The organism is Bradyrhizobium sp. BR14999 (assembly GCF_056106085.1).
Genome location: NZ_CM148536.1, coordinates 3,338,039 through 3,362,340 on the forward strand (window position 1 = coordinate 3,338,039; position 24,302 = coordinate 3,362,340).

At 62.1% G+C, this 24,302-nt stretch carries 22 protein-coding genes and 1 pseudogene; 13 read left to right on the forward strand and 10 right to left on the reverse strand.

What is annotated here, in order from left to right; translation table 11 throughout:
- Window positions 1–55: 55 nt before the first annotated feature.
- The 4 genes from ACR9YP_RS15390 to ACR9YP_RS15405 all read left to right on the forward strand — a co-directional run bounded on the left by ACR9YP_RS15390 (window position 56) and on the right by ACR9YP_RS15405 (window position 5,171).
- Window positions 56–1,948 carry an ATP-binding protein gene (locus ACR9YP_RS15390; protein ID WP_091878420.1) on the forward strand — a complete coding sequence of 631 codons (1,893 nt, stop codon included), beginning with the start codon at window positions 56–58 and terminating at the stop codon, window positions 1,946–1,948.
- Window positions 1,949–2,135: 187 nt separating this feature from the next.
- The gene (locus ACR9YP_RS15395; RefSeq protein ID WP_091878418.1) at window positions 2,136–3,809 is read left to right on the forward strand and encodes a DUF3300 domain-containing protein; all 1,674 of its coding nucleotides are present in this window, start codon (window positions 2,136–2,138) and stop codon (window positions 3,807–3,809) included.
- A complete protein-coding gene (locus tag ACR9YP_RS15400; RefSeq protein WP_091878416.1) occupies window positions 3,806–4,723 on the forward strand; it encodes a DUF2950 domain-containing protein in 918 nt (305 codons plus the stop codon). Before ACR9YP_RS15395 ends, ACR9YP_RS15400 begins: the two co-directional genes overlap by 4 nt.
- Complete coding sequence (locus ACR9YP_RS15405) at window positions 4,707–5,171, forward strand: hypothetical protein (RefSeq protein ID WP_091878414.1); 465 nt, start codon at window positions 4,707–4,709, stop codon at window positions 5,169–5,171. The genes ACR9YP_RS15400 and ACR9YP_RS15405 overlap by 17 nt, the downstream gene beginning before the upstream one ends.
- Before the next feature lie 3 nt (window positions 5,172–5,174).
- Here the strand turns inward: ACR9YP_RS15405 and ACR9YP_RS15410 are convergent, their stop codons facing one another.
- Window positions 5,175–5,759, reverse strand: a complete 585-nt coding sequence (locus tag ACR9YP_RS15410; protein ID WP_474220334.1) for an N-acetyltransferase family protein — start codon at window positions 5,757–5,759, stop codon at window positions 5,175–5,177.
- Between the two features lie 113 nt (window positions 5,760–5,872).
- Here ACR9YP_RS15410 and ACR9YP_RS15415 point away from each other — a divergent pair, with 113 nt between their 5' ends.
- Genes ACR9YP_RS15415 through fabI form a run of 4 tightly spaced genes read left to right on the forward strand, consistent with a single transcriptional unit; the run spans window position 5,873 to window position 11,098 of the window.
- The gene (locus ACR9YP_RS15415) at window positions 5,873–8,101 is read left to right on the forward strand and encodes a DUF3141 domain-containing protein (protein WP_474220335.1); all 2,229 of its coding nucleotides are present in this window, start codon (window positions 5,873–5,875) and stop codon (window positions 8,099–8,101) included.
- Between the two features lie 29 nt (window positions 8,102–8,130).
- On the forward strand, window positions 8,131–9,093 hold the full coding sequence (locus ACR9YP_RS15420; protein ID WP_091878409.1) for a phosphate acetyltransferase: 963 nt from the start codon (window positions 8,131–8,133) through the stop codon (window positions 9,091–9,093).
- A gap of 5 nt (window positions 9,094–9,098) precedes the next feature.
- Window positions 9,099–10,313 (forward strand): acetate/propionate family kinase, encoded by a 1,215-nt coding sequence (locus ACR9YP_RS15425; protein WP_091878407.1) that lies wholly within the window; start codon window positions 9,099–9,101, stop codon window positions 10,311–10,313.
- Window positions 10,310–11,098, forward strand: coding sequence for an enoyl-ACP reductase FabI (gene fabI, locus ACR9YP_RS15430; RefSeq protein ID WP_091878405.1), 789 nt, complete (start codon window positions 10,310–10,312; stop codon window positions 11,096–11,098). The genes ACR9YP_RS15425 and fabI overlap by 4 nt, the downstream gene beginning before the upstream one ends.
- 166 nt (window positions 11,099–11,264) lie before the next feature.
- Here the strand turns inward: fabI and ACR9YP_RS15435 are convergent, their stop codons facing one another.
- The 5 genes from ACR9YP_RS15435 to ACR9YP_RS15455 form a co-directional block, all read right to left on the reverse strand.
- Window positions 11,265–11,723: a MaoC family dehydratase gene (locus tag ACR9YP_RS15435; protein WP_091878402.1), complete on the reverse strand. Its 459-nt coding sequence runs from the start codon at window positions 11,721–11,723 to the stop codon at window positions 11,265–11,267.
- Window positions 11,724–11,735: 12 nt separating this feature from the next.
- Window positions 11,736–12,386 (reverse strand): 3-oxoacid CoA-transferase subunit B, encoded by a 651-nt coding sequence (locus tag ACR9YP_RS15440; RefSeq protein ID WP_091878400.1) that lies wholly within the window; start codon window positions 12,384–12,386, stop codon window positions 11,736–11,738.
- A 4-nt stretch (window positions 12,387–12,390) separates the two neighbouring features.
- Window positions 12,391–13,038 carry a CoA transferase subunit A gene (locus ACR9YP_RS15445; protein WP_091878398.1) on the reverse strand — a complete coding sequence of 216 codons (648 nt, stop codon included), beginning with the start codon at window positions 13,036–13,038 and terminating at the stop codon, window positions 12,391–12,393.
- Between the two features lie 263 nt (window positions 13,039–13,301).
- Window positions 13,302–14,246: an alpha/beta fold hydrolase gene (locus tag ACR9YP_RS15450; RefSeq protein WP_474220338.1), complete on the reverse strand. Its 945-nt coding sequence runs from the start codon at window positions 14,244–14,246 to the stop codon at window positions 13,302–13,304.
- Window positions 14,206–14,784: a TetR/AcrR family transcriptional regulator gene (locus ACR9YP_RS15455; RefSeq protein WP_091880209.1), complete on the reverse strand. Its 579-nt coding sequence runs from the start codon at window positions 14,782–14,784 to the stop codon at window positions 14,206–14,208. The genes ACR9YP_RS15450 and ACR9YP_RS15455 overlap by 41 nt, the downstream gene beginning before the upstream one ends.
- Window positions 14,785–15,004: 220 nt before the next feature.
- Here ACR9YP_RS15455 and ACR9YP_RS15460 point away from each other — a divergent pair, with 220 nt between their 5' ends.
- From ACR9YP_RS15460 to ACR9YP_RS15480, 5 genes are all read left to right on the forward strand, one after another.
- On the forward strand, window positions 15,005–16,111 hold the full coding sequence (locus ACR9YP_RS15460; protein ID WP_091878394.1) for an efflux RND transporter periplasmic adaptor subunit: 1,107 nt from the start codon (window positions 15,005–15,007) through the stop codon (window positions 16,109–16,111).
- Window positions 16,111–19,221 (forward strand): efflux RND transporter permease subunit, encoded by a 3,111-nt coding sequence (locus ACR9YP_RS15465; protein ID WP_091878392.1) that lies wholly within the window; start codon window positions 16,111–16,113, stop codon window positions 19,219–19,221. Before ACR9YP_RS15460 ends, ACR9YP_RS15465 begins: the two co-directional genes overlap by 1 nt.
- A 15-nt stretch (window positions 19,222–19,236) precedes the next feature.
- The gene (locus tag ACR9YP_RS15470) at window positions 19,237–19,875 is read left to right on the forward strand and encodes a TetR/AcrR family transcriptional regulator (protein ID WP_474220340.1); all 639 of its coding nucleotides are present in this window, start codon (window positions 19,237–19,239) and stop codon (window positions 19,873–19,875) included.
- 343 nt (window positions 19,876–20,218) lie between these two features.
- Window positions 20,219–21,397, forward strand: a complete 1,179-nt coding sequence (locus ACR9YP_RS15475) for an MFS transporter (protein WP_091878388.1) — start codon at window positions 20,219–20,221, stop codon at window positions 21,395–21,397.
- Between the two features lie 118 nt (window positions 21,398–21,515).
- The gene (locus ACR9YP_RS15480) at window positions 21,516–21,734 is read left to right on the forward strand and encodes a hypothetical protein (protein WP_474220342.1); all 219 of its coding nucleotides are present in this window, start codon (window positions 21,516–21,518) and stop codon (window positions 21,732–21,734) included.
- Here ACR9YP_RS15480 and ACR9YP_RS15485 read toward each other — a convergent pair.
- The 4 genes and pseudogenes from ACR9YP_RS15485 to ACR9YP_RS15500 form a co-directional block, all read right to left on the reverse strand.
- Window positions 21,723–22,166 carry a DUF2267 domain-containing protein gene (locus ACR9YP_RS15485; RefSeq protein ID WP_091878386.1) on the reverse strand — a complete coding sequence of 148 codons (444 nt, stop codon included), beginning with the start codon at window positions 22,164–22,166 and terminating at the stop codon, window positions 21,723–21,725. The genes ACR9YP_RS15480 and ACR9YP_RS15485 overlap by 12 nt on opposite strands.
- A gap of 337 nt (window positions 22,167–22,503) precedes the next feature.
- Entirely contained in the window at window positions 22,504–22,644 is a 141-nt protein-coding gene (locus tag ACR9YP_RS15490; RefSeq protein ID WP_474220343.1) for a hypothetical protein, read from the reverse strand.
- A 228-nt stretch (window positions 22,645–22,872) separates the two neighbouring features.
- Window positions 22,873–23,334 (reverse strand): annotated as a pseudogene (locus ACR9YP_RS15495) (NuoB/complex I 20 kDa subunit family protein); the annotation flags it as partial.
- 477 nt (window positions 23,335–23,811) lie between these two features.
- The gene (locus ACR9YP_RS15500; RefSeq protein ID WP_091878383.1) at window positions 23,812–24,291 is read right to left on the reverse strand and encodes a YbhB/YbcL family Raf kinase inhibitor-like protein; all 480 of its coding nucleotides are present in this window, start codon (window positions 24,289–24,291) and stop codon (window positions 23,812–23,814) included.
- Window positions 24,292–24,302 lie beyond the last annotated feature (11 nt).

Consider the following 24,302-nt stretch of genomic DNA (forward strand, 5'->3'; position numbering starts at 1 on the left):
CAATCCCCGCTAAAATTGCCTGGAAAGCAGCTGCCGGAAGCTGCGAGGGTGTAGCATGAGCGGGGGCGCGTCCATTAACGGGGTGAGGCCGCGGCTCGTGGCCGCGTTACTCTGTCTCGGCCTGCTCGTTGCCGAGTGCCTGTCGCCCGAGCGGGCCGGGGCCGTCGAGCGAAGTCTGCGCGGCGAGCTCAAGCGCGTGCTGGTGTTGCATTCCTTCGGTCGCGAGTTTCGGCCGTGGAGTGAGTATGCGCGTGACATCAAGGCCGAACTGGAGCGGCAATCGCCCTGGCCGCTCGATATCCAGGAGCACGCGCTGCTCACCGCGCGCTTCAACAATCCTGGTCCCGAGGCGCCTTTCGTCGAGTATCTGCACTCGCTGTACCAGGGCGCGATGCCCGACATCGTGTTGAGCATCGGCGCGCCTGCCGCGCGGTTTGCGCAGAAATACCGCGCCAGACTGTTCCCCCACACGCCGTTGATTCTCTCTGCAGTCGAGCATCGACTGATCAATCGCGCCGATCTCGGCGACAACGATGTCGTCGTGGCGATCCGGAACGATTTCGTGGCGGCCTTCGACAACATCCTTCAGGTTCTGCCGGACACCAGGTCGGTTGCGGTCGTCATCGGTGCCTCGCCGCTCGAGAAGTTTTGGCTAGAGGAGGTGAAGCGGGAGCTGAAATCTTTCGGCGAGCGGGTAGAGCTCGTCTGGTATTCGGATTTGTCGTTCGAGGAAATACTGAAACGCGCATCAAAACTCCCGCCGCACACTGTGCTGTTTTGGGGCCTGATGTCGGTCGATGCGGCTGGGGTCGTCCACGAGAGCGACATCGCCTTGCGCAGCCTGCACGCAGTCGCGAATGCTCCGATCTTCTCCTACCAGGAGCCGTTCTTCGGTAACAGCACGGTCGGTGGGCCGATGCATTTGATTGCGGACACGAGTTCGAGGACCGTCACCGCCGCGCTCGGCGTTCTCGGCGGCGCGAAGCCGGCGAGCATCCATTATGAGCCGATCGGCTTCGCTGCGCCGAGATATGATTGGCGGGAATTGCAGCGCTGGGGCATCAGCGAGAGTCGTTTGCCTCCCGGCAGCGAGATCCTGTTTCGCGAGCCGAACATCTGGGTGCGCTATCGTTGGCAGATGTTGATGATCGCGGCGGTATTTCTGGTACAGGCAGGTCTCATCAGCGGGTTGCTGCACGAGCGTCGCCGCCGCCGCGTCGCCGAAGTGGAATCGCGCCAGCGGCTCACAGAGCTGGCCCACGTCAATCGCTATTCGACTGTCGGCGAGCTCACGACCTCGATTGCCCATGAATTGAACCAGCCGCTCGGCTCCATCCTGACTAATGCCGAGACGGCTGAGCTGATGCTCAAGGCCAGTTCGCCGGACATCAACGAGATTCGTCAGATTCTTGCCGACATCAGACGTGACGATCAACGTGCAAGCGAGGTGATCCGCAGGCTGCGCAGCGTTCTGAGAAAGACGCCGTTTGAGGTCAAGGACATCGAGCTCAACGATACGGTCCGCGAAGCGATCGGCCTTGTGAAGGCCGTCGCCGACGGACGCCGGATCACGCTGATCTACATGCCTGTGCTGGCCGATCTGCGCGTCAAGGGCGATCCGGTCCAGCTTCAGCAGATCATCCTCAACCTGATCATCAATGCGATGGATGCGATCTCCGATGCGGACACCGGAAAGCGCGAGGTCAGCGTTTCAACCCTCCGTGCCGGCAATCAGGCCGAGATCAGGATCGCCGATACCGGACCCGGAATAGCGGCCTCAGATCTCGCAAACGTCTTCGATCCGTTCTTCACGACCAAGCCGCAAGGCATGGGCATGGGACTCGCGATCGCCAGAACCATCATCGAGGCCCATCACGGCGCAATTGTCGCGGCGAACCAGCTCGCTGGCGGAGCCCTGTTCACGATCCGGCTTCCGATCGCCCGCTGACAGGCGGTACTTTGATGATCATGCCTCTGGATCGGTGGGGGAAAGTCGTCCTGGCCTAAAATCTGGGCGGATGATCGTGCGTCCTCGCGCTGCAGCAGCCGCGACGAATTCGTTTCGTTGATCTCGATCAACAAACGCCTGCGCTCCGGCCTGATCTTCCCACATTGGAAGTCTGAGGGAGGATGTGATGTTTCGCTGTGGCAAGACCCTGATGGCGCTTGCGCTCGTAATGGCGACTTCGGTCGCTGCAACGGCGCAGACCACAACGACACCTGCAGCCCCAAATCCGCAGGCGCAATCAGCGAGCCCGCCTGCGGCGACTGCCGAGCTCTTGAAGCCCGAGCAACTTGAGGCCCTCGTCGCGCCGATCGCGCTCTATCCCGACGAGCTGCTGGCCAACGTGCTGGCGGCCTCAACTTATCCGCTGGAGGTGGTGCAAGCCGACCGCTGGCTGAAGGGGCGCAAGCAGCTCAAGGGTGATGCGCTCAAGACGGAGGTCGACAAGCAGAGCTGGGACGACAGCGTCAAGGCGCTGGCCAGCACTGCCGACGTGTTGACTATGATGAGCGACCAGCTCGACTGGACCAAGAAACTCGGCGACGCCTTTCTCGCGCAGCAACCCGATGTGATGGACGCGATCCAGCGTCTGCGCACCAAGGCCTATGACAACAAGAAGCTGGTCACGACCAAGCAGCAGAAGGTCAGTGTCCAGTCCCAGGAAGGCAAGCAGGTTGTCGTGATCCAGCAGGCCGATCCTTCAGCGATGTACGTGCCGTATTACGATCCGGCGACGGTCTACGGCAGCTGGCCCTATGCCGAGTATCCGCCGTACTATTGGGGCTATCCGTCCTATATCGGCGCCGGCATGGTTGCGGCCGGAATCGCCTTCGGCACCGCTTGGGCGATCGGACGCTGGGGCAATTACTGGGGCGGCGGCTGCAACTGGGGCAACCGCAATGTCTACGTCAACCATCGCACCACCAACATCGGCAATGGCTGGCAGCACAATCCGGCGCATCGCCAGGGCGTTCGCTACAACAACACCAACGTTCAGCAGCGCTTCGGCAACAACAATCTGAAGGCCGGCGTGTCGGACCGGATGGATTTCCGCGGTCGTGACGGAAATCAGGTCTTGCGACCCAATCAAGGTGCGGGAGATCGGGCGGGCGACCGTGCCGGTGATCGTGGGGGTCCGGGTGATCGCGCAGGTGACCGTGCGGGCAACCGCGGCGATCGGCCCGGCGGTGGCGATCGCGCTGGGGCCGCGGATCGTGCCAAGGGCGGCGGCGACCGGGCCAAGGGCGCAAACAAGGGCGGCGGAGATCGCGCCAAGGCTGCCAATCGAGCCGGCGGCGGTGCTGCCGCCAATCGTGGCGGTAGCGGCAACCGCGGCGGGGCAATGAACGTTTCCTCCGGCCGATCGGCGGCCGCGGCATCGGCGCGCGGGCGTTCGAGTATGGCAAGCATGCCGCGCGGTGGCGGCGGCGGTGGCTTTGCCGGGCGGGGCGGTGGTGGCGGAATGGCCATGCATGGTGGCGGCGGTTTCCGTGGTGGCGGCGGAGGAGGCGGCTTCCGCGGCGGTGGCGGCGGCCGGCGCTCCGATATCGCGCTGAAGCACGACGTTGTGCTGCTCGGTCAGCTCTCAAACGGCCTCGGCTACTATCGCTTCAGCTACATCGGCAGCGACAAGGCCTATGTCGGCGTGATGGCGCAGGAAGTCGAGCAGGTGATGCCTGCCGCCGTGACCCGTGGCAGCGATGGATATCTGCGTGTCCATTACGAAAAACTCGGGCTGACATTCCGCAGCTATGCTGAATGGCTCGCCGGCGGCGCGAAGATTCCTGCGGAGGTGACGCCATGACGGGCCTGAAATCGTTCCGCCGCGCGGTGTTGCCGGGCATCATGGCGCTGGCGCTTCTTGGCTCTGCGTCACAGGCACAGCAATCCTACAAGACGCCGGAGGACGCGGCGGCTGCGCTTGCGGCCGCAGTCAAGAGCGGACCAAGCGACATTCTGAAGGTGCTTGGGCGCGCTGCCGAAGATATCGTCTCGTCCGGCGACGAGATCGCTGACAACGACATCCGCCAGCGCTTCTCGTCGATGTATGACGCCAAGCACGGCATCAAGGCCGAGGGCAACAAGACTGCGACCCTGATGCTGGGGCCGGACGATTTCCCGTTCCCGATTCCGCTGGTCAACACCAAGAGCGGTTGGGAGTTCGACACCGACGAGGGACGGATCGAGGTGCTGCGCCGTCGCATCGGCCGCAACGAGCTCGACGCAATCCAGACCGCGCTCGCCTTTGTCGACGCGCAGAACGAATATGCCGACAAGGACCGCGGCGAAGGCGCCGGCGTCTATGCGCAGCGCATCGTTTCATCGCCCGGCAAGAAGGACGGCCTGTTCTGGCGCGACGACAGCGACCCGAGCCCGCTCGGCGCGCTGGCGGCCGAAGCCTCGAAGGAGGGCTATCGCGCGGGCGATGTCGGACCTGCGCCCTATCATGGCTACTACTTCCGCATCCTCAAAGGCCAGGGGCGGGACGCACCCGGCGGCGCGCTCAACTACGTCGTCAAGGGCAAGATGATCGGCGGCTTCGCCTTGATCGCCTGGCCGGCGGAGTACGGCAATTCGGGCGTGATGACGTTTCTGGTCAACCATGCCGGCACCGTTTACCAGAAGGATATCGGCAAGCGCACGGCCTTCATCGCCGAGCGGATCACGCTATTCGATCCCGACGAGACCTGGAAGAAGGTCGATGCCCAAAAACCGTGAACGGCGCGCGCACCGGCGCGCATTTCGCCTGATCGCGCTCCTGCTGCTGGCACTCGGGCTGACCATGCCGGCGACGCCATCTTTTGCGCAAGCGGCCGGTCACGTCAGTGCCAAGATCGTCAAGGCCGGTCTCCTCGTCGGCGGTGGCGCCGGCAACGGCGTGCTGACGTACCGCGGTAAGACCTATCCGTTCAAGATCAGCGGCCTGAGTTTCGGCATCACGGTCGGCGCCACGGTCGGCCGTCTCGACGGCTGGGCCTCGGGCATCCGCGAGATCAGTGACTTCGCTGGGACCTACAGCTCCGTCGGTGGCGGTTTTGCGCTGGTCGGCGGCGTCAGCGGCGTTCACCTTCGCAACGAAAAGGGCGTGACGATGGTGCTGCAGGGCCCGAAGGCGGGACTCGAGCTGGCGGCCAATATCAGTCAGATCACGATCGCCTTGAGATGAAGCTCAAGCCGGGCGCGCGGATCCAAGAGTGAGAGTCAGGCGTACTGTCCTCGGATCATCGCTTCTCGCAGGCTTGAAGCCTGACTTCGCGAACACGCCGCGCATGGGCGCGTTGTCGGACAGAACCTCGGCCGTAAGCTCTTGCATCCCATGCTCTTGCGCGATGTCGATGAGGTGCCGCAGCAGCAGGGAGCCGATCCCGCGGCCTTGCCAGGCATCCACCACTACGAAGGCCATCTCGGCCCGTCCGGGATCTGTGACGATATATCGCCCGCCGCCGATGATGGTGAGACGACCCTGTTCTTCGACGAGGGCGGCCAGCGCAACGTGATTGCTGAAATCCACGTCCATGAAGAAGGCGCGTTCCTTCTCCGAGAAGTATCGCTTCATGACGAAGAACCGGCTCTGGAGCGAGCTCGGCCCGGTGCGCTCGATGGCAGCGAGCATATCCGCCTCGTCGCTCGCTCGAAGCGCGCGGATCTGGACCGGAGTTCCGTCCTTCAGTACAGCTTGCGCGCTGTAACTTGCGATTTGTGACATGCCGATGTCGTCCGGCGAAATCAGCTCGTCAAGTGAGCCGTGTCTCATGAACTCGATTGCAGGATAAGAGTCCTTCGAGCGTGCAGATCATCTTGACCTAGATCAACGTTCGTCCTTGCCCGGCGCCGTCAATTGTCGAACCCGACAAAGAGGTCGAAAACATGTCAATAGACAAGGTGCAAATTCCGGGCGGTCCAATGTCGGGGCCGTTCGCCTCGGCGATCGAATATTTGGTCGATGCGGGACAACGCACTGTCCTGTTCCTGGATATCATGCGCCGGCGCGGTGATCAGTACAGGGAACACCTCGCGCAAACGGCGCCGCATGTTCTCCAATATGCGGCCGAACTGATCATGGACGGCCGCAAACTCGTCGAGCCGGTCAATTACGTGCTGGTGCGCATCGTTCCGCCGGACAATGTCGAGATCGACATGAACCGTCGGCCTTTCATTGTGGTCGATCCGCGCGCGGGCCACGGCCCCGGCATCGGCGGCTTCAAGGCGGACAGCGAGATCGGCGTGGCAATGAAAGCAGGCCATCCCTGCTATTTCATCGGATTTCTGCCGGATCCGATGCCCGGTCAGACCATTGAGCGTATCGCGCGTGCAGAAGCCATATTCATCGAAAAGGTCATGAGCCTTCACCCGGATGCCGACGGCAAGCCCTGTGTGATCGGCAATTGCCAGGCCGGATGGGCCGTCATGATCCTGGCCTCGCTGCGTCCAGAACTGTTCGGGCCGCTGATCATCGCCGGTGCGCCGCTCAGCTATTGGGCCGGCGTGCGCGGAAAATATCCAATGCGCTACTCCGGAGGCCTCTTGGGCGGGAGTTGGCTCACGGCGCTCACCAGCGATCTCGGCGCCGGCAAATTCGACGGCGCCTGGCTAGTGCAGAATTTTGAGAGCCAGAACCCGTCAAACACGCTGTGGACCAAGCAGTACAACGTCTATTCGAAGGTCGACACCGAGGCAGAGCGTTATCTCGAATTCGAGCGTTGGTGGGGCGGCCACGTCAATCTGAACGCCGCGGAGATCCAGTTCATCGTCGACGAGCTGTTCGTCGGCAACAATCTTGCGGCAGGCAACATCGAATTGTCCGACGGCCGCAAGGTCGATCTCCGCAACATCAGGTCGCCGATCGTGGTGTTCTGCTCGGAGGGCGACAACATCACGCCACCGCAACAGGCACTGCATTGGATCCTGGATTGCTACGCCGACGTCGACGAGATCAGGGCCTATGGGCAGACCATCGTCTACACCGTGCACAAGAGCATCGGTCATCTCGGTATTTTCGTCTCCGGTGGCGTTGCCAAGAAGGAACATGCCGAGTTTTCCAGCAACATCGACCTGATCGACGTTCTTCCACCCGGGCTCTATGAAGCCACCTTCGAGGCGAAAGGCGAGGACACCGCGAGTTCGGATCTGGTGGTCGGCCAGTGGGTAATGCGCTGCGAGGCGCGGACCCTCGATGATATCCGCGCCATGGGGGGCAACTCGCCCGAGGACGAGCGGCGCTTTGCCACGGCCAAACGCGTCTCGGAGATCAATCTGGCGGCGTACCAGAAATTTCTTCAGCCATGGATCAAGGCCATGGTGACGCCCCAGATGGCCGAATGGGCCCACAACATGCACCCGCTGCGGCTGCAATACGAGCTCTTCAGCAACCGGAATCCCTATATGGCGATGGTGAAATCGTTGGCCGAGAAGGCCGTCGAGGAGCGCAAGCCGGTCGCGAGGGACAATCCATTCCTGGCGTTCCAGGAGCAGATGTCGAAGCAGATCGTGCATGCCCTGGACAGCTGGCGCGATTCACAGGAGGCGCTCAGCGAAGCGATCTTCCTCAGCGTCTACGGGTCGCCGGCGCTGCAGGCCGCAGTCGGAATTGATCCCACTTCCGTGCCATCCCGGCGGCGTGAAATGTCCGTCGAGCATCGCGCCATGCTCGAAAAGCGCATCGACGATCTGAAGTCGCGGATCGGCGAGGGCGGCCTTCGTGAAGCGGCGCTGCGCGCCTTGCTCTATGTCGGCTCGGCGCGGGGGATGGTCGACGAACGAAGTATCGAGGCTTTGCGCCAGATTCGCCGCAAACATGGTGGCGCACGCATGAGCCTTGCCGAATTCAAAATGCTGGTGCGGGAGCAGTTCTTCATGCTGCTGCTCGATCGTGACGGGGCGCTCGGCGCTATTCCGAAGCTGCTGCCTGACGACATGAATCGTCGCCGCGGGGCTTTCGAGGCGATCGAGCAGGTGCTTTCGGCCAGTGAGGATGTCACGGGCGAGCGCGCAATCCGCCTGCGGCAGGTCGCCGGCCTGTTTGGCATCGACACAATGGAAGATGCCGACAAGGCGTCGAACGTTGCCCCTTTCGATCCGAAAGCGAGGGCCTCGTAGCGCGAGTTGCAACGATCGGGAGCGACATCATGCCACTAGATGCGACGGCCACGCACTCTCCCAGCAAGTATGATCGCCTGATCGCCGCGGCCAAGGCGATCCCGCCGGCGCCGACCGTCGTCGTGCATCCCTGCGACGAGACATCGATGCGGGGCGCGGTCGACAGCGCGGCGGCCGGCATCATCCGGCCCCTGCTGGTCGGGCCGGAACGGAAGATCAGGGATACGGCCGCCAGGTTCGCACTGGACATTTCCGGCTATGAAATCGTCGATGCCGCTCACAGCGACGATGCCGCGGCGAAGGGCGTCGAATTGATCCACGCCGCCCGCGGCGAACTGCTGATGAAGGGCAGCCTGCACACCGATGAGTTAATGCGGGCCGTCACCGCGAAGGCCGGAGGCTTGCGGACGGATCGGCGTATAAGCCACGTTTTCGTCATGGACGTGCCGGCCTATGCCGAGACCATCTTTGTCACTGACGCCGCCATCAACATCTTTCCCGATCTGGATGCCAAGCGGGACATCATCCAGAATGCGATCGACCTCTACAACCAGGCCGGCTTCGGCCAGTCGCCGCGGGTCGCCATCCTCTCTGCGGTCGAAACAGTCACATCGAAAATCCCATCCACGATCGAGGCCGCGGCGCTCTGCAAGATGGCGGACCGCGGACAGATCACCGGCGGCGTGCTCGACGGGCCGCTGGCGTTCGACAATGCGATCGACCTGGAGTCCGCGCGGATCAAGGGCATCAAATCCGAGGTCGCCGGCCGGGCACAGATCCTGGTCGTGCCTGACCTTGAATCGGGCAACATGCTCGCTAAGAATCTCGCCTATTTCGCCAAGGCCGACGGCGCCGGCATTGTGCTCGGCGCGCGCGTGCCGGTTGTCCTGACCTCGCGTGCGGACAGTCCGCGGGCGCGGATGGCGTCCTGTGCGGTCGCGGCACTTTATGCTCACGCCCGGCGCCAGAAGGCGCCGACCATTGCGGCGTGACCGCCATGGACAGCATCCTCGTCGTCAACGCCGGCTCCTCGAGCGTCAAGTTCCAGGTCTTCGTGATCGAGGGGGAAGGCACGCTTCGCCGGTTGATCAAGGGGCAGGTGGACGGCATCGGCAGCCGCCCGCGCCTGCGGGCGAGCGGCGCGGGCAGCGATCCCATGGCCGACCGGGCCTATCCGATCGAGGCCATTCCGGACGTTCCGGCGGCGATGAACCTGGCAGGCGAATGGCTGCGGAACGAAGTTCGTATCCATCCCATGGCGGTCGGGCATCGCGTAGTGCACGGTGGACCGGACTATGAGCGGCCGGTTCTGGTCGATCATGGCGTGGTGGCGCGACTGGAGCGCTTCGTCGCCCTGGCGCCGCTGCACCAGCCATACAATCTGGCGCCGATCCGCTCGATCCTGGACAATTTCCCGACCGTGCCGCAGGTCGCCTGCTTCGATACCGCGTTTCACCGCACGCACGGCCCGCTGGCCGATCATTACGCCATTCCGCACCAGCTCCACGCCGAAGGCGTGCGGCGCTATGGCTTCCACGGGCTTTCCTATGAATACATATCCAGAACGCTACCCCAGACTGCACCGGAGATCGCAGAACGGCGCGTGATCGTCGCCCATCTCGGCAGCGGCGCATCGATGTGCGCCATAAAGGGCGGACAAAGCGTCGAGAGCACCATGGGATTCACCGCGCTTGATGGGCTGCCGATGGGCACGCGCCCCGGCCAGCTCGATCCGGGCGTCGTGCTGTATCTAATGTCCGAGAAGGGCATGACAGCCTCGAAGGTGCAGGATTTCCTCTATCGCGATTGCGGATTGAAAGGTCTGTCCGGCGTCAGCAACGACATGCGCGAGCTGGAGGCAAGCACCGATCCGCAAGCGAAGCTGGCAGTCGATTATTTCGTCTATCGCATTGGCCTCAACGCCGGGATGCTCGCCGCTGCGCTGCAAGGTGTTGACGCGTTCGTCTTTACCGCCGGCATCGGAGAGAACTCGAGCGGCATTCGGGCCCGCGTTGCGGCACACCTCGGCTGGCTTGGCGCCACGCTTGATGCAGCCGCGAATGCCCGCCACGCACGGCTGATATCGACGAAGAACAGTCGCATACCGGTCTACGTCATCCCGACCGACGAGGAGCTGATGATCGCGCGGCATACGTTGTCGCTGCTGATGAACGGCCAATCGCCCAACCCCAGACATGAGAGGGTGTCATGATTCCAGTATATCCGGACAGCAAAGTCGCCCTGAAGGGGAAGAAAGGCCTCGTCGTCGGCATCGCCAACGACCAGTCGATCGCCTGGGGCTGCGCCAAGGCGTTTCGCGCACTCGGCGCCGATCTCGCCGTCACTTATCTGAACGACCGCGCCAAGAAGCACGTCGAGCCGCTCGCGCAGGCACTGGGGACGCCGATCTTCCTGCCGCTCGACGTCATGGTTGAAGGCCAGACTGAAGCGGTGTTCGAGCGGATCAAATCGGAGTGGGGGCAGCTCGATTTCCTGCTTCATTCCATCGCCTTCTCGCCGAAGGAGGCGCTGCACGGCCGCGTCGTTGATGTCGGCCGTGATGGCTTCCTGAAGACCATGGACGTCTCCTGCTGGTCATTCCTGCGAATGGCACATCTTGCCGAACCCTTGATGAAGAACGGCGGCACGATGTTCACCATGACCTATTACGGCAGCCAGATGGTGGTGGAGAACTACAACATCATGGGCGTCGCGAAGGCAGCCCTCGAAGCCTCTGTCCGTTACGCTGCCGCCGAATTAGGCCCGAAAGGCATCCGGGTCCACGCGATCTCGCCAGGACCGCTCGCCACGCGCGCAGCGTCAGGCATTCCCGAATTCGACGAGCTGATGGACAAAGCGCAGTCGAAAGCTCCCTCGCGCAGCCTCGTCAGCATCGATGATGTCGGCAATGCCACAGCGTTCCTGGCGCTCGACGGCGCCAAGCTGATCACCGGTGGTGTGCTTTACATCGACGGCGGCTATCACATCATCGATTGATCGCGCCGCCGCGTTGCCAAGCCGGGCATGGCAGTCTGAGCCATGGGCTGACGATGGCATATTGCCACTGTGTTGCCCGACGGGTCAACTTCTTTCGTAAAATAAGAAATCGTAATGCCGTCAACCTCATGGCTACTGTGCATGGGTTGTTTTTCGACTTTTTTATTCAGCGATAGTGCAGCGCGATCAACTCGGCGACGCAAGCAGGCTTCTTGCCGCCCTCGATCTCGATCACGAGGTGATAGTTGACGCGCAGCCCGTCCGGCGGCACGTCCTCGGCTTCGGCAATCGTGACGCGGCCGCGCAGTTTCGAGGCCGCCGGCACCGGCGCAAGATACCTGATCCGGTCGGCGCCGTAGTTGAGCGTGTTGCGCAGGCCCGTCAGGCCGATGACCGAACGGATGAAGAGTGGGGCCAGTGCCAGTGACAGCAGGCCGTGGGCGATGGTCTTGCCGCCGGGCATCTCTTGCTTCGCGCGCTCCTGGTCGACATGGATCCATTGCTCGTCGCAGGTCGCCTCGGCGAATTGGTTGATGCGGTCCTGCGTGATCTCGATCCAGTCGCTGGCACCGATCTCGGAGCCGACGGCAGATTTGATCTCGTCGAAGTCGCTGAATATCCGCATGAGTTAACCTGCTCAGAGTCTCATTTCCGGAACACTGTCGGGGATGGCGAGCTCGGCCTCCGTTAGCGCCAAGACCTCGCCGACGCTCATGCCGGGCGCGGTTTCGAGCAACGTGGCCTTGCCATCGGGGAAACCAATCACGGCCATGTCGGTCACGACCAAACTCACAGGACGCGCCGAGGTCAGCGGCAAGGAGCATTTTGCCACGATCTTGGACTTGCCCTTCGCCGCGTGCTGCATGGCGACGATCACGCGTTTGGCGCCGCTGACGAGGTCCATTGCGCCACCCATGCCTGGCACCATCTTGCCAGGGATCATCCAATTGGCCAGATGGCCTTGTGCATCGACCTGAAGGCCACCGAGCACGGTGACATCGACGTGGCCGCCGCGGATCAATCCGAACGACATTGCGCTATCGAAGGTGGAGGCGCCCGGCAGCGCACTGATCGGGCGCCCGCCGGCATCGGTCAGTGTTGGATGGGCCATGCCCTGCTCTGGAATCGGCCCGGTGCCGATCAATCCATTCTCCGACTGGAAGAAGACTTTCAGATCGGACGGCACGTAGTTCGCGACCAGCGTCGGAATGCCGATACCGAGATTGACGAGATTGCCGCTCCTCAACTCCTTGGCGACGCGCCGGGCGATGATGATCTGGGGATCCATGATGTCACCCGTTGGTGATGAGATAGTCGACGAGCGGTGCGGGGGTGACGACGTGATCGGGCGCAATCACGCCAACGGGCACAATGTGCTCGGCCGTCACGATGACGGTGTCCGCCGCCATCGCCATGACCGGGTTGAAATTGCGCGAAGTGAGCGCGTAGGCGAGGTTGCCGAGATAATCGGCGAGGAAGGCGTGCACCAATGCGAATTGCGCCCGCAGCGCCGTTTCCAGCAGGAATGGCTTGCCGTCGACTTCGATCTGACGCTTGCCTTCGGCAACCAGCGTTCCGACGCCCGTGGGCGTCAGCACGCCGCCGAGGCCGCATCCGCCGGCCCGGATGCGTTCGACGAACGTGCCTTGCGGAACGAGATCGACGGCGATCTGGTTGGCCAGCATTTGCTGCTGCGCCTTCGGATTGAGGCCGATATGCGTTGCCGTCAGCTTTGATACCAACGCCTGATCGAACAGCTTGCCGACGCCCTTGCCGGGCGTCGCCGCGTCGTTCGAGATCAAAGTCAGGCCTGCCTTCTTCTGGCGAACGACTTCGTCGAGCAGCCGCTCCGGAGTCCCGACTCCCATGAATCCGCCAATCATGACGCTGGCGCCCGCCGGGATCATCGCAACGGCTTCTTCGACGGAAACGGCCTTCATGATTGAAACTCCCGGTCGGCCGACGATGGGTAGAAGGGCGGCAATGCGCGGATGTTGGAGCTCGACGATTGCTCTCCCTTGATCTGCATCAAGGCTTCCAATCATTCGATTCGGGGTGCGTGGATGCCGATGCTTCCGAGTATTTCGTGCCAAAGCTTGCGAACGCCGGCGTGACGCTGTTCGAGGGCCGCACTCACCGCATTTCGATGCGGCGCCAGGTCCGCACCCGCTCCGCCAGCCGATAAGTAGCGAAATTGTGCTTGTTAACCACGCACATCATCGCGATCAATCTGCCCCAATATTACGCGAGCCAGTTCCGACGGATTCTCAACAGCTGAGAAGTGGCCGGTATTCTTGAGCGCCACCATCTGCGCAGCAGGGATCAGCGACCGCGTGCGTTCGCGCTCATTCGGCCGAGACCAGTCGCTGTCGCCATAAATGAGCGTCACCGGAGCCGAGATCTGCCGATAGTAGTCGCGGGCCTTGCTCCAGGATCGCCAACCAGCCAGCACCTTGCGTGCGATCCGCTTGTATCCCGGACGGTGGGCGACTTCGTCGAACTCGGCGAGCAGATCGGCCGGCAGCCTGCGGGGATCGTGATATCCCCCGCCCATGATCTTGCCGAGGATCATCTTGTTTTCGAGCGACGCATTCACCGCGCCGAGCACCGGGATCTGCAAACTTCCGATGATGAAATTCGCGAGCCAGTTGCCGCGTCGAATCCCGTCCCCGTAGCGGGTCTCGTAGTCGTAAGGGTTGATCGCATAGACCCGCTTCACGCGCTGTGGAAGCGACGCCGCCACCGTGAGGGCCAGTGCCCCGCCGATCGACTCGCCCACGATCGTGACGTTCGAGAGATCGAGCTCGCCGATGAAGCCAATGACAGCCCGCCTGAAGTAGGGTTCGTCAAAGCTCGCAGTTGAATCTATTGGTGAGTGTCCATGGCCTGGAAGGTCAATGGCGTACACCGTGTGCGATCCGGCGAGAAGGGGGGCAAGACTGCGGAAATATTCGAGCTGCGTCCGGATCGTATGTATGAGGAGCAGCGGAGGCCCGTTGCCGGTCTTTTGAAAACGTACGCTCAGCGTGTCGGATATCTTGAGCAGACTTGGCTTGATGTCACTCGGGCTAAGCATTCGATCTCTCTGTGCTTTAAGGGGTGATCTTTCAAACGGCAGCGGCGTCGCGAACCTGTTCGACCGCTGCATCCAAAAGCGCCTGAGCCAGATCAGGGTCGTTGACGACGCGCGATAGCATCACCGCGCCGACCATGGTTGAGAGAATGGCCATGGCCTTGCCGCGGGACGCCTCGCCGCCGGTCTCGGCAATGAAGCGGCCGAGCACGTCGAGATGCGCCTTGATTCCCGCTTCGAAGGCCGCCTTCACGTCGGGGCCCTGTCGGGCAGCATCTGAGCCGAGCGCCACGATCGGGCAGCCGTCCATCCTTTCTTCGCGATGGTCGCCGCTGAGGTAGAACGCAATCACCGCGCCAAGCGGATCGTCCGGATTCTGCTCGGCCGCGTCCGACCATCGATGGGACGCACTTTCCAACGCGCGCCTGGACGCTTCTATCGCCAAATCCTCTTTTGACGCGAATTGCTTGTAGAAGGCGCCCTGGGTTAGCCCGGCCGCCTCCATCAGATCCTTGAGCCCGATGCCATCAAAGCCGCGCTCCCTGAAGAGGCGGCTTGCCACATTGATCACGGTTTGGCGGTTCTCCGCAGCCTGAACGCGACTTACTCGCATCAGCATCCTCCATTTTTAGATTACATTCGAACTCTAATATGTCAGATAGAAGCCGAGCGCAATCTATCAAGGGCCCCAAGTGCGCTCTTTTGGGGGGAGACCGCCCTCCAATCTCGCTTGAGGCCTGAAATCACACTTTCGTTGCTCCTCCGTTTTAGATTGCAAACGACATCTAAATGGAATATAGAGTTCGAACGAAATCTAAATCTGGGAGACGGACATGAAGATGCGGGGTTTTGCGGTCTTGGCCGGTATTTTGATCCCGGCGGGGGTGGCCACATTCGTTGCTCTCGCCATTCCAGCTAAAGAAGCCTCTGCCGTGGGCGACCCGAGGCAGGAGCCGCCGATGGTCAGGCTGATCACGGCCGCGCGGGTGGGCGGATCCGAGCGCGGGTTCACTGGTACCATCGGCGCGAAGGTGGAAAGCAACCTCGGCTTTCGCGTCGCCGGTAAGATTGTCGAACGGCTCGTGAATGTCGGTGAGCAGGTCAAGTCCGGGCAGCCGCTGATGCGGATTGACGAAACGGACCTGCGCCTTGCGCTTACGGCGAAGCGCAACGCAGTCGCCGCAGCGCGCGCGACGGTCGTTCAGACGGATGCGGATGAGCGGCGATACGCCAACCTCGTCAACGACGGGTGGACGTCCCGGCAGCGATACGAGCAGGCGAAGGCCGCGTCGGATACAGCCAAAGCGCAGCTCGCATCGGCGGAAGCCGAAGCAGGGGTCGCCGAGAACCAAGCAACTTACTCCGTCCTGGTGGCGGATGCGGACGGAACGGTCACCCAAACGCTTGGCGAGCCCGGACAAGTGGTCTCCGCCGGCCAGACCGTGGTTCGGCTTGCACAGGCCGGTCCTCGCGAAGCCGTGGTGACGCTTCCCGAAACGATCCGGCCGGCGATCGGCTCGCTCGCCGAGGCAAGCCTGTATGGGAACGATGGGCGACGCTATGCGGCGCATCTCCGGCAGTTGTCCGATTCCGCCGACGCCCAAACCCGCACCTACGAGGCCCGCTATGTGCTCGACGGTGAAGCTGCGGCCGCACCGCTTGGGGCGACGGTCACTATTCGGCTTGCGAGCCAGGAGGCTAAGCCGGAGGTCCAGGTCCCGCTGGGAGCCGTGCTCGATAACGGCAGAATGACAGGCGTCTGGGTGTTCGACAGCGCCAGCTCGACCGTACGCTTTCAGTCCATCAAGCTCCTGCGAGTGACCAGCGAAACAGCCGTTATTTCTGGATCGAATTCCGGTGACCAAATTGTTTCCCTCGGTGCTCACCTCCTGCACGAGGGCGCGCGCGTCAGGACTGCCTCTGAAAGCAGGAGCAACTGATGAGCTTCAATCTTTCCGCGCTGGCCGTCCGCGAGCGGGCCGTAACCCTCTTCTTCATCCTCCTGCTGGCGGCCGCGGGCGCCTACGCCTTCGTCATGCTCGGGCGGGCCGAGGACCCGTCCTTCACCATCAAGACGCTGACGGTGACCACGGTATGGCCGGGCGCGACGGCACGCGAGATGCAGGATCAGGTCGCCGAACCCCTGGAGAAGCGGATTCAGGAGCTCACCTGGTACGACCGGGTGGAGACGACCACGCGGCCCGGTTATGCGTACATGACGGTGACGTTGAAGGACAGCACGCCGCCATCGAGCGTGCAGGAGGAGTTTTATCAGGCCCGCAAGAAGCTAGGCGATGAAGCCCGCAAGCTGCCCTCTGGCGTGCTCGGCCCCTTCGTCAACGACGAATATTCGGACGTGAGCTTCGCCCTTTATGCCCTCGAGGCCAAGGGCATGCCGATGCGCGAGCTCGCAAGGCAAGCCGAGACCATTCGTCAGGATCTCCTGCACGTGCCCGGCGTGAAGAAGATCAATATCCTCGGTGAGCGTCCCGAACAGATATTCATCGAGTTTTCCTATGCCAAACTGACGACCCTCGGCGTATCGGCACAAGATATTGTTGCCGCCTTGCAGCGGCAGAACACGGTCACACCGGCAGGCTCGATCGACACCAAGGGTCCGCAGGTCTTCATCCGGGTCGATGGCGCTTATGATAGCGTTCAGGCGATCGCCGACACCCCGATCGTCGCTGCGGGGCGGACGCTGAAACTCTCCGACATCGCGGAAGTCCGCCGCGGTTACGAGGATCCTCCCACCTACCTGATCCGACACCAAGGCGAGCCCGCTGTGATGCTCGCTGCGGTCATGCAAGAGGGTTGGGATGGCCTCGCGCTCGGCAAGGCGCTGGAAGCGAGGTCCGCAGCTATCTCTCGCACGCTCCCACTCGGGATGACGCTGGCCAAGGTCAGCGACCAGGCCGTCAACATCACCTCGGCCGTTGACGAATTCATGATGAAGTTCGCGATGGCGCTCGGCGTGGTGCTGCTGGTGAGCCTGCTCAGCCTTGGCTGGCGCGTTGGCATCGTTGTCGCGGCTGCCGTCCCTTTGACGCTTGCCGTCGTGTTTCTCATCATGTTGGAGACCGGTCGGTTCTTCGACCGGATCACGCTCGGCGCTCTCATCCTGGCGCTCGGCCTTCTCGTCGACGATGCCATCATCGCCATCGAGGTGATGGTGGTGAAAATGGAAGAGGGCATGGATCGCCTATCGGCGGCGGCTTATGCGTGGAGTCACACGGCGGCGCCGATGCTGTCCGGAACACTCGTAACGGTCGCCGGGTTTCTGCCGGTGGGCTTCGCCCGCTCGACGGCTGGCGAATACGCCGGCAACATCTTCTGGGTGGTGGGCTTTGCCCTCATCGTCTCCTGGATCGTCGCGGTGGTCTTCACGCCCTATCTTGGCGTCAGGATGCTGCCCGCGATTAAGCCCGTCGCAGGCGGTCACCAAGCGATCTACGACACACCGAACTATCGGCGCCTGCGAGCGCTCATCACCCTCGCGGTACGCCATAAGTTCGTGACCAGCGCCATCGTCGCGGTCGCTTTCGCGCTTGCCGGGGCCGGCATGGGCGCCGTCAAACAGCAGTTCTTCCCGACCTCCGACCGCCCGGAAGTGCTGGTGGAGGTCCGTCTGCCGGAAGGTACCAGCATCGAGACGACGACGGCCACGGTCGAGAAGCTCGAACACTGGCTTGACCACCAGTCGGAGGCCAAGATCGTCACGAGCTATGTCGGTCAGGGAGCGCCGCGCTTCTTCTTCGCGATGGCGCCGGAGCTGCCCGATCCAGCCTTTGCCAAGATCGTCGTACTGACACCGGACGCAGAGGCCCGTGAGGCTTTGAAGCACCGGCTCCGAGAAGCGGTTTCACAGGGCCTTGCAGCTGAGGCCAATGTGCGCGTCACCCAGCTCGTTTTCGGACCATATACGCCTTTCCCGGTGGAGTTTCGGGTGATGGGGCCTGATCCGGCGCAATTGTACGATATTTCTCAAAAGGCCCTCGGTGTCATGCGTGGCGTTCCCGACGTACGGCAGGCCAATCGCGACTGGGGCAATCGCACGCCCGTGCTCCGCTTCATCCCGGATCAGGATCGACTGAATCTCATCGGTCTTTCGCCAGCTGAGGTGGGCCGGCAGCTCCAGTTCCTGCTCACGGGCATCACGGTTACGCAGGTCCGCGAGGATATCCGCAATGTCCCCATCGTGGCGCGCAGCGCCGGCGGCGAGCGGCTGGATCCGGCGCGTCTGGCGGATTTCTCGTTGATGAGCCGGGACGGCCGCTCGATCCCGCTCGACCAGGTCGGCCACTCGGAAGTCCGACTTGAAGAGCCGATTCTCAAGCGCCGTGATCGCACACCAGTCGTCACGATCCGCTCGGACATCAATGAGGCGACCCAACCCCCGGAGGTCTCCAAGGAGATCAAGACGGCCCTTCAACCGCTGATCGCATCCCTTCCGGCCGGTTATCGTATCGAGTTGGGCGGATCGATCGAGGAGGCAACTAAGGCCAATGACGCGCTGGCGACGATCTTTCCCGCCATGATAGCCGCCATGTTGATCGTCGTCATGCTCCAGGTGCGATCGTTCTCGACGATGGCGATGGTCATGCTGACGGCCCCGCTGGGCTTGGTCGGCGTCGTGCCGATGTTGCTCACCTTCAATCAGCCGTTCGGATTCAACGCGATTCTGGGCCTGATAGGACTGGCCGGCATCCTGATGCGCAATACTCTGATCCTGACCGAACAAATCAAGGAGAACCGCGCTGCCGGCCTTGATGACTATCACGCCGTCATCGAGGCCACGGTGCAACGTACGAGGCCGGTGATCCTGACCGCGCTTGCTGCGGTGCTGGCCTTCATCCCTCTAACGCACTCAGTCTTCTGGGGATCGATGGCCTATACGCTGATCGGCGGCACGGCGGTCGGAACGGTCCTGATTCTGCTGTTCCTTCCTGCGCTTTATGCCGCCTGGTTTCGGATCAAGCCGACCGCAGATGACATCCACGAGGTTTCGCGGGAGAAGCCGGAATTGCGACCAGCATTGGCGGCCGAGTAGGGCTCCGTCAGATCCATGAATCGTCCGATCCGAACGGGGAATGATTCAGACGAGGCGCGCGCGCGCATTCTGGAGGTGGCCGAGGAGCGCTTTCGCAGCGTCGGTTACCACAGGACGTCAGTGGCCGACATCGCCGCCAAACTCGGCATGAGCCCGGCGAATGTCTACCGTTTCTTTCCTTCCAGGAATGCGATCAACGAGTCCATCTGCGGCCGGCTTGTGAACGAGATCGCCGAAATTGCCTTTGCGATCGCCCGCACGAACGGGCCCGCCACGGAGAAACTCGACCAACTCCTGACCGCCATTCACAGCCATACCAAGATGACGCTGGTCAAGGAAAGGTACATGCATGACCTGATTGCTACTGCCACGCGGGAGAACTGGGCGATCGCCAAAGCGCATATTGAGCGGATGGTAGCGATCGTGGAGGCGATCATACGCGAGGGCATCGAATCCGGTGAATTCCAGGTCGAAGACGCCGCGGAAGCGGCACGAGCGGTCAGGTTGGCGTTCATGCCATTCTTCCATCCGATTCTGATCGAGCATTGTGTTCAACAACGCGGAGACACGGAGGCAGACATGCGCGGCCAGATTCGTTTTATCCTGAAGGCGCTCGGCAAGTCTGACCAAGCAGCCTGCCGTATTCCGGCATGATGCACCCACGCGCCGGCCGCGAGGTGGGACGCTCTTCCCCCCGGAATAAACGTTCTGATCCAAGAGTTCATCCTGACCCGTCGGCGATCGTAGATTGAGGATGCCGTTCTGGAACAAAGTCCCGCCTGGGCGTTGTTTTGGTATGGTTCGTGAAGGCCCAGCAGAGCCGCCCCCTCCGCCCAAGGAACCCTATCCGGCAGAGAAGGCAAGGGGCGGAGAGATCATTCTTCGCACGCCGGCGAGAAGAGCGATCTTCTTGGCCGGGCTCATCGGTGCCCTGGTGCTGGCGGCATTCTTCTTCGCTTTGGCCCGCTAGGCGCCGAGATCGGGCGGAGAGTAGCGGATGGCGCAGTCCCGAAAGGCTGGTGGCGGCTCGCCCGCGTTTCTCTTCGTGATGACGACGGGTGTTGTCAACCTGTTTGGGGACATCACCTACGAAGGCGGCGCCAGCATTAACGGGCCCTTCATGGCGACGCTGGGTGCGAGTGCAGCCGTCGTCAGCGTCACGGCCGGGCTGGGTGAGTTTCTCGGTTATGCCTTGCGTCTGCCCGCCGGCTACGCAGCGGACCGCACTGGCCGCTATTGGCTGATCACCTTCGTCGGCTACGTGATCAACCTCCTCGCGGTGCCGGCAATGGCGCTCGCCGGGAGCTGGCAGTTGGCCGCCGCTCTGGTTCTCGCCGAGCGGATAGGGCGGGCGCTGCGGAAGCCGACGATCGAAGCCATGCTCTCCTACACGACGGGTGAGCTCGGCAAAGGCTGGGTCTACGCGCTGAACACCGCGCTCGACGAGATCGGCGCGACCTTAGGGCCGCTTATCGTTGCGCTGGTGCTTCTGCTGAAGGGCGATTTCAGGACGGGGTACGCCTTTCTGACGATCTCGGCGGCGGCGGCGCTCATCACGCTGGTGGTCGCCCGGGTGAACTTCCCGACACCGTCGCATCTGGAACAGGGCCGCACGGCACCGGCTAGAGACTTCTCCAAAGCCTATTGGCTGCACATGCTGGCCGGCGCGCTGTTTGCGTCCGGGTTGATGAGCTTCGAACTGATCTCCTACCATCTAGCCAAGGCGAAGATTGCCTCCGAGCAGTGGATCCCCGTGATGCTTGCGATCTCGACGGCATTCGGCGTTCTTGCGAACCTGGCCTTCGGAAAGATCTACGATCGCATCGGGCTTCCCATCGTGATCGTCGCGGTGTGCATCGCGGCCGCGTTCTCGCCCTTCGTGTTCTTGGGTGGCTTCTGGCTGGTGCTGTTCGGCATGCTGCTCTGGGGCGCCGGCTATGCGATTCAGGACACGCTGCTCAAGGCGCTCGTTGCCGAGGTGCTTCCCGAAGGAAAGCGAAACTTCGCGTTCGGGCTGTACTATGCGGGCTACGGCGTTGGGTGGCTCGTCGGCAGTATCGCGACCGGCCTGCTGTACGAAAACTCCCGAGCCGGATTGATCACGTTCTCGATCGTGATGCAGCTCGCCTCTGTACCGGTGTTTATAGTGGCGGAACGGCAGGGGCGCCCCAACTGATGCTTCTCCGAAAGGGCTCGTGTTCCGTTATCGAGGGTGTCTCCTAGGCGGTGCTGCTTCCGTAGACGATGTTCTTGATCGCATCCACGGACGCCTTCGGTGCTTCGCGAGGGACGAAGTGACCCACACCAGGAAGCAAGTGACGCTCCTGGTGCTGTCCGCGACGTCCGAGATCGGACGAATTCACGGTTCGCAAAGCGTCGCCGATCGCTATCAGCAACACTATGGGCCGATCGGCAACTACGCACTCAATTCCTTCGATGCGACGCGCATGCTGCTCTCCGCAATCGAGTGGAGCGCAGGGGAGGTGGCGGAGTTTCCTCGTTCAGGCTGCTGACGACCTTTGCGTCGGCCACAATGATCGGATCTCCTCGGGCAGCGAGTGTCGCACCTTCTCTATCTGATTGGGATCGACATGGTGACTTAGCACGCGGAACACTGCACGCGCCGCTTCGACGGTATCGACCGGTTTCACCGACTTCATCTGTGCCGATACGAGCGCAATAAATTCATCCGCCGACCTCCAGGTCTGTGGCGTGTCGCTCGGACGCCACTGTTCGAAATAACTGCCGCGCACCAAGAGCGGTAGTTGCGCGCCAAGGTGAACGGCGAGGTTGAGCGGAACGCGATCGCGCACGGTCCGTAGTACCGCCCCCAAGGCGTGCCACGCCAATTGCCTGTCGCGCGGCAGTGTCGTCATGATCTCATCCAGCCAGACGTTCGTCAGGTGGATCGTTCTGTCGAATACATCGAGACCTGTGGCGCTCATGGGATCACTCCATCGCTGGTTTGCGAAGGCAATGGAGCGTCCGCGGATACGTTCCAAAAAGGCTCAGCCAGAGTCGAAGATGTGAAGCCTGCGGTTCTTCGCAAGGTTCTGACGGGCCATGCCAACCCGTCGTCAAGCCGCCCGTGGCGCAATGGACGATCCTTGCGACCCGCTGCCCGTCAAACCAATCTTGACACGTACCACCTGATCTCGATCCTGCAATTCGGGCAGGTCGGTGGCTCCAAAATGGGTCAGCGAGCTCCTGAGGCGATGCACGACGCCAGAGTGTGCCCACGCGTCAAGCGCGTTTCTCTTCATTCGGGAATGGTTCGAACGTTCAGCGGCCCAGAAATGTGTCCGGGATGGGTCGACGCAGCACCTCGGCGGCTTGCCTAGCCATTTCGTGCATGCGAGCGAGCTGTTCGGCATCCCCGCGCTTCGAATGGTCGAAGCGATAAATCCGTGTGGCATGCTTCATGATTGGCTCCGCCTATCAGGATCTTCTCCGCCAACACCACCACTCCAGGATGGTTCGCAAGGGAACAGCCATTCAGCGATTCACATTTGGTTGTGCTGTGCTTCGAACGCATCTCGCGAGCTATCCTTCCGGCGGGGCTAGATGGGGGCTGCAAGGAATATTTTCTGAATGTGCGGACGCGCCTGCTGAAGTGACATGCCGGACTCATCCGGTTCGGTCCTCGTCGAGTCACCGCTCGATCGTTCCGGTTCGCCGAATCTTCTTCTGAAGGAGCACGAGTCCGTAGAGCAGGGCTTCAGCCGTCGGAGGGCAGCCGGGCACATAGATGTCAACGGGCACGATACGGTCGCAGCCGCGCACGACCGAGTACGAATAGTGATAGTAGCCGCCCCCGTTGGCGCACGATCCCATCGAGATGACGTAGCGCGGCTCCGGCATCTGGTCATAGACCTTGCGCAGGGCTGGCGCCATTTTGTTGCAGAGCGTGCCCGAGACGATCATGACGTCAGACTGCCTTGGCGATGCGCGCGGAGCGGCACCAAATCGTTCAATGTCGTACCGCGGCATCGATACCTGCATCTGCTCGATCGCACAGCACGCAAGCCCAAATGTCATCCACATCAGAGAACCCGATCGCGCCCATGTGATGAGGTCGTCGAGCGGAGCCACGAAGTAGCCACGGTCACCGAGATGGTCCTGGACATTGTCGAAGGGAACGTTTTCGAGATAGTTCATGGCGATATCGCCTCGCAAGCCCCGCCCGATGCTGCAAGCGCTGCTCCGTCTCGGTGTTCCTAATTCTCCTCCGTCCTAATCGACTTCAAGCTCAAATGTTCTTGGCAGTTCGGCCGGAGGAACAGTCTGGCGGATGCGCTTGCGAAGAGGGAAGTCAACTCCGACGCTCTTGCGGCCTGACTGGAACAGTCGCTTCGGTCGCTGCATTTCGCCCGGGAGCCGCCGATCAAAAAAAGACCCCGCCGGTTACCGAAGTAACCTGACGGGGCTTGTGAACGAATCTTTGGTTTGGTCTATCCGTAGCTTTCGCTCTGGTCTCGCCATTCCATCGATCGCTCACCGAATTACCAACTGATGACTTCCGTGGACGTTCCGGACGGCGGCTATTTTTAATGTTTCAGGTTCCTGCATTGGCGTGAGACTGGCCAAGGCTCAGCGGCTGTAGGTGCCAACGAGCTCGGCCTGTCCGAGCAGGTGCGTCTGGGCTGCCTTCCAGATATCGCCGACCGCGAGCTTGGGTGCCGGCGAGAGCGCTTCGACATCGAGCGCCGCAAGCTTGAAATGATAGTGATGCGTCCCGTGACCTCTGGGCGGTGCAGGTCCCTGGTAGTTTGGCTCGCCGAAATCGTTGATACCCTTGCCGATGTTTTTGCCGATGTCCTCCATTTTCGCCCTACCGCCGCCAACACCTTCCGGCAGGACGGTACGCTCGCCCATGATGTTATAGAGTCCCCAATGGCGGAAAGTACCCGACGGTGCATCCGGATCTTCGACGACGAGTGCGAAGCTCTTGGTGCCCGGCGGTGGATCTGACCATTGCAGGGGCGGAGAGAAGTTCTCGCCATCCGCAGTATATCTGGCCGGTATGCGTTCGCCGTCGCGGAACGCAGGGCTCGTCAAGCTGAATGCCATTGCGGCCTCCT

What these genes read in the sequence shown, in the direction of transcription:
- ACR9YP_RS15390 (WP_091878420.1), top strand. Translation starts at nt 56, where the DNA reads ATGAGCGGGGGCGCGTCCATTAACGGGGTGAGGCCGCGGCTCGTGGCC.
- ACR9YP_RS15395 (WP_091878418.1), top strand. Translation starts at nt 2,136, where the DNA reads ATGTTTCGCTGTGGCAAGACCCTGATGGCGCTTGCGCTCGTAATGGCG.
- ACR9YP_RS15400 (WP_091878416.1), top strand. Translation starts at nt 3,806, where the DNA reads ATGACGGGCCTGAAATCGTTCCGCCGCGCGGTGTTGCCGGGCATCATG.
- ACR9YP_RS15405 (WP_091878414.1), top strand. Translation starts at nt 4,707, where the DNA reads ATGCCCAAAAACCGTGAACGGCGCGCGCACCGGCGCGCATTTCGCCTG.
- ACR9YP_RS15410 (WP_474220334.1), bottom strand. Translation starts at nt 5,759, where the DNA reads ATGAGACACGGCTCACTTGACGAGCTGATTTCGCCGGACGACATCGGC.
- ACR9YP_RS15415 (WP_474220335.1), top strand. Translation starts at nt 5,873, where the DNA reads ATGTCAATAGACAAGGTGCAAATTCCGGGCGGTCCAATGTCGGGGCCG.
- ACR9YP_RS15420 (WP_091878409.1), top strand. Translation starts at nt 8,131, where the DNA reads ATGCCACTAGATGCGACGGCCACGCACTCTCCCAGCAAGTATGATCGC.
- ACR9YP_RS15425 (WP_091878407.1), top strand. Translation starts at nt 9,099, where the DNA reads ATGGACAGCATCCTCGTCGTCAACGCCGGCTCCTCGAGCGTCAAGTTC.
- fabI (WP_091878405.1), top strand. Translation starts at nt 10,310, where the DNA reads ATGATTCCAGTATATCCGGACAGCAAAGTCGCCCTGAAGGGGAAGAAA.
- ACR9YP_RS15435 (WP_091878402.1), bottom strand. Translation starts at nt 11,723, where the DNA reads ATGCGGATATTCAGCGACTTCGACGAGATCAAATCTGCCGTCGGCTCC.
- ACR9YP_RS15440 (WP_091878400.1), bottom strand. Translation starts at nt 12,386, where the DNA reads ATGGATCCCCAGATCATCATCGCCCGGCGCGTCGCCAAGGAGTTGAGG.
- ACR9YP_RS15445 (WP_091878398.1), bottom strand. Translation starts at nt 13,038, where the DNA reads ATGAAGGCCGTTTCCGTCGAAGAAGCCGTTGCGATGATCCCGGCGGGC.
- ACR9YP_RS15450 (WP_474220338.1), bottom strand. Translation starts at nt 14,246, where the DNA reads ATGCAGCGGTCGAACAGGTTCGCGACGCCGCTGCCGTTTGAAAGATCA.
- ACR9YP_RS15455 (WP_091880209.1), bottom strand. Translation starts at nt 14,784, where the DNA reads ATGCGAGTAAGTCGCGTTCAGGCTGCGGAGAACCGCCAAACCGTGATC.
- ACR9YP_RS15460 (WP_091878394.1), top strand. Translation starts at nt 15,005, where the DNA reads ATGAAGATGCGGGGTTTTGCGGTCTTGGCCGGTATTTTGATCCCGGCG.
- ACR9YP_RS15465 (WP_091878392.1), top strand. Translation starts at nt 16,111, where the DNA reads ATGAGCTTCAATCTTTCCGCGCTGGCCGTCCGCGAGCGGGCCGTAACC.
- ACR9YP_RS15470 (WP_474220340.1), top strand. Translation starts at nt 19,237, where the DNA reads ATGAATCGTCCGATCCGAACGGGGAATGATTCAGACGAGGCGCGCGCG.
- ACR9YP_RS15475 (WP_091878388.1), top strand. Translation starts at nt 20,219, where the DNA reads ATGGCGCAGTCCCGAAAGGCTGGTGGCGGCTCGCCCGCGTTTCTCTTC.
- ACR9YP_RS15485 (WP_091878386.1), bottom strand. Translation starts at nt 22,166, where the DNA reads ATGAGCGCCACAGGTCTCGATGTATTCGACAGAACGATCCACCTGACG.
- ACR9YP_RS15490 (WP_474220343.1), bottom strand. Translation starts at nt 22,644, where the DNA reads ATGAAGCATGCCACACGGATTTATCGCTTCGACCATTCGAAGCGCGGG.
- ACR9YP_RS15500 (WP_091878383.1), bottom strand. Translation starts at nt 24,291, where the DNA reads ATGGCATTCAGCTTGACGAGCCCTGCGTTCCGCGACGGCGAACGCATA.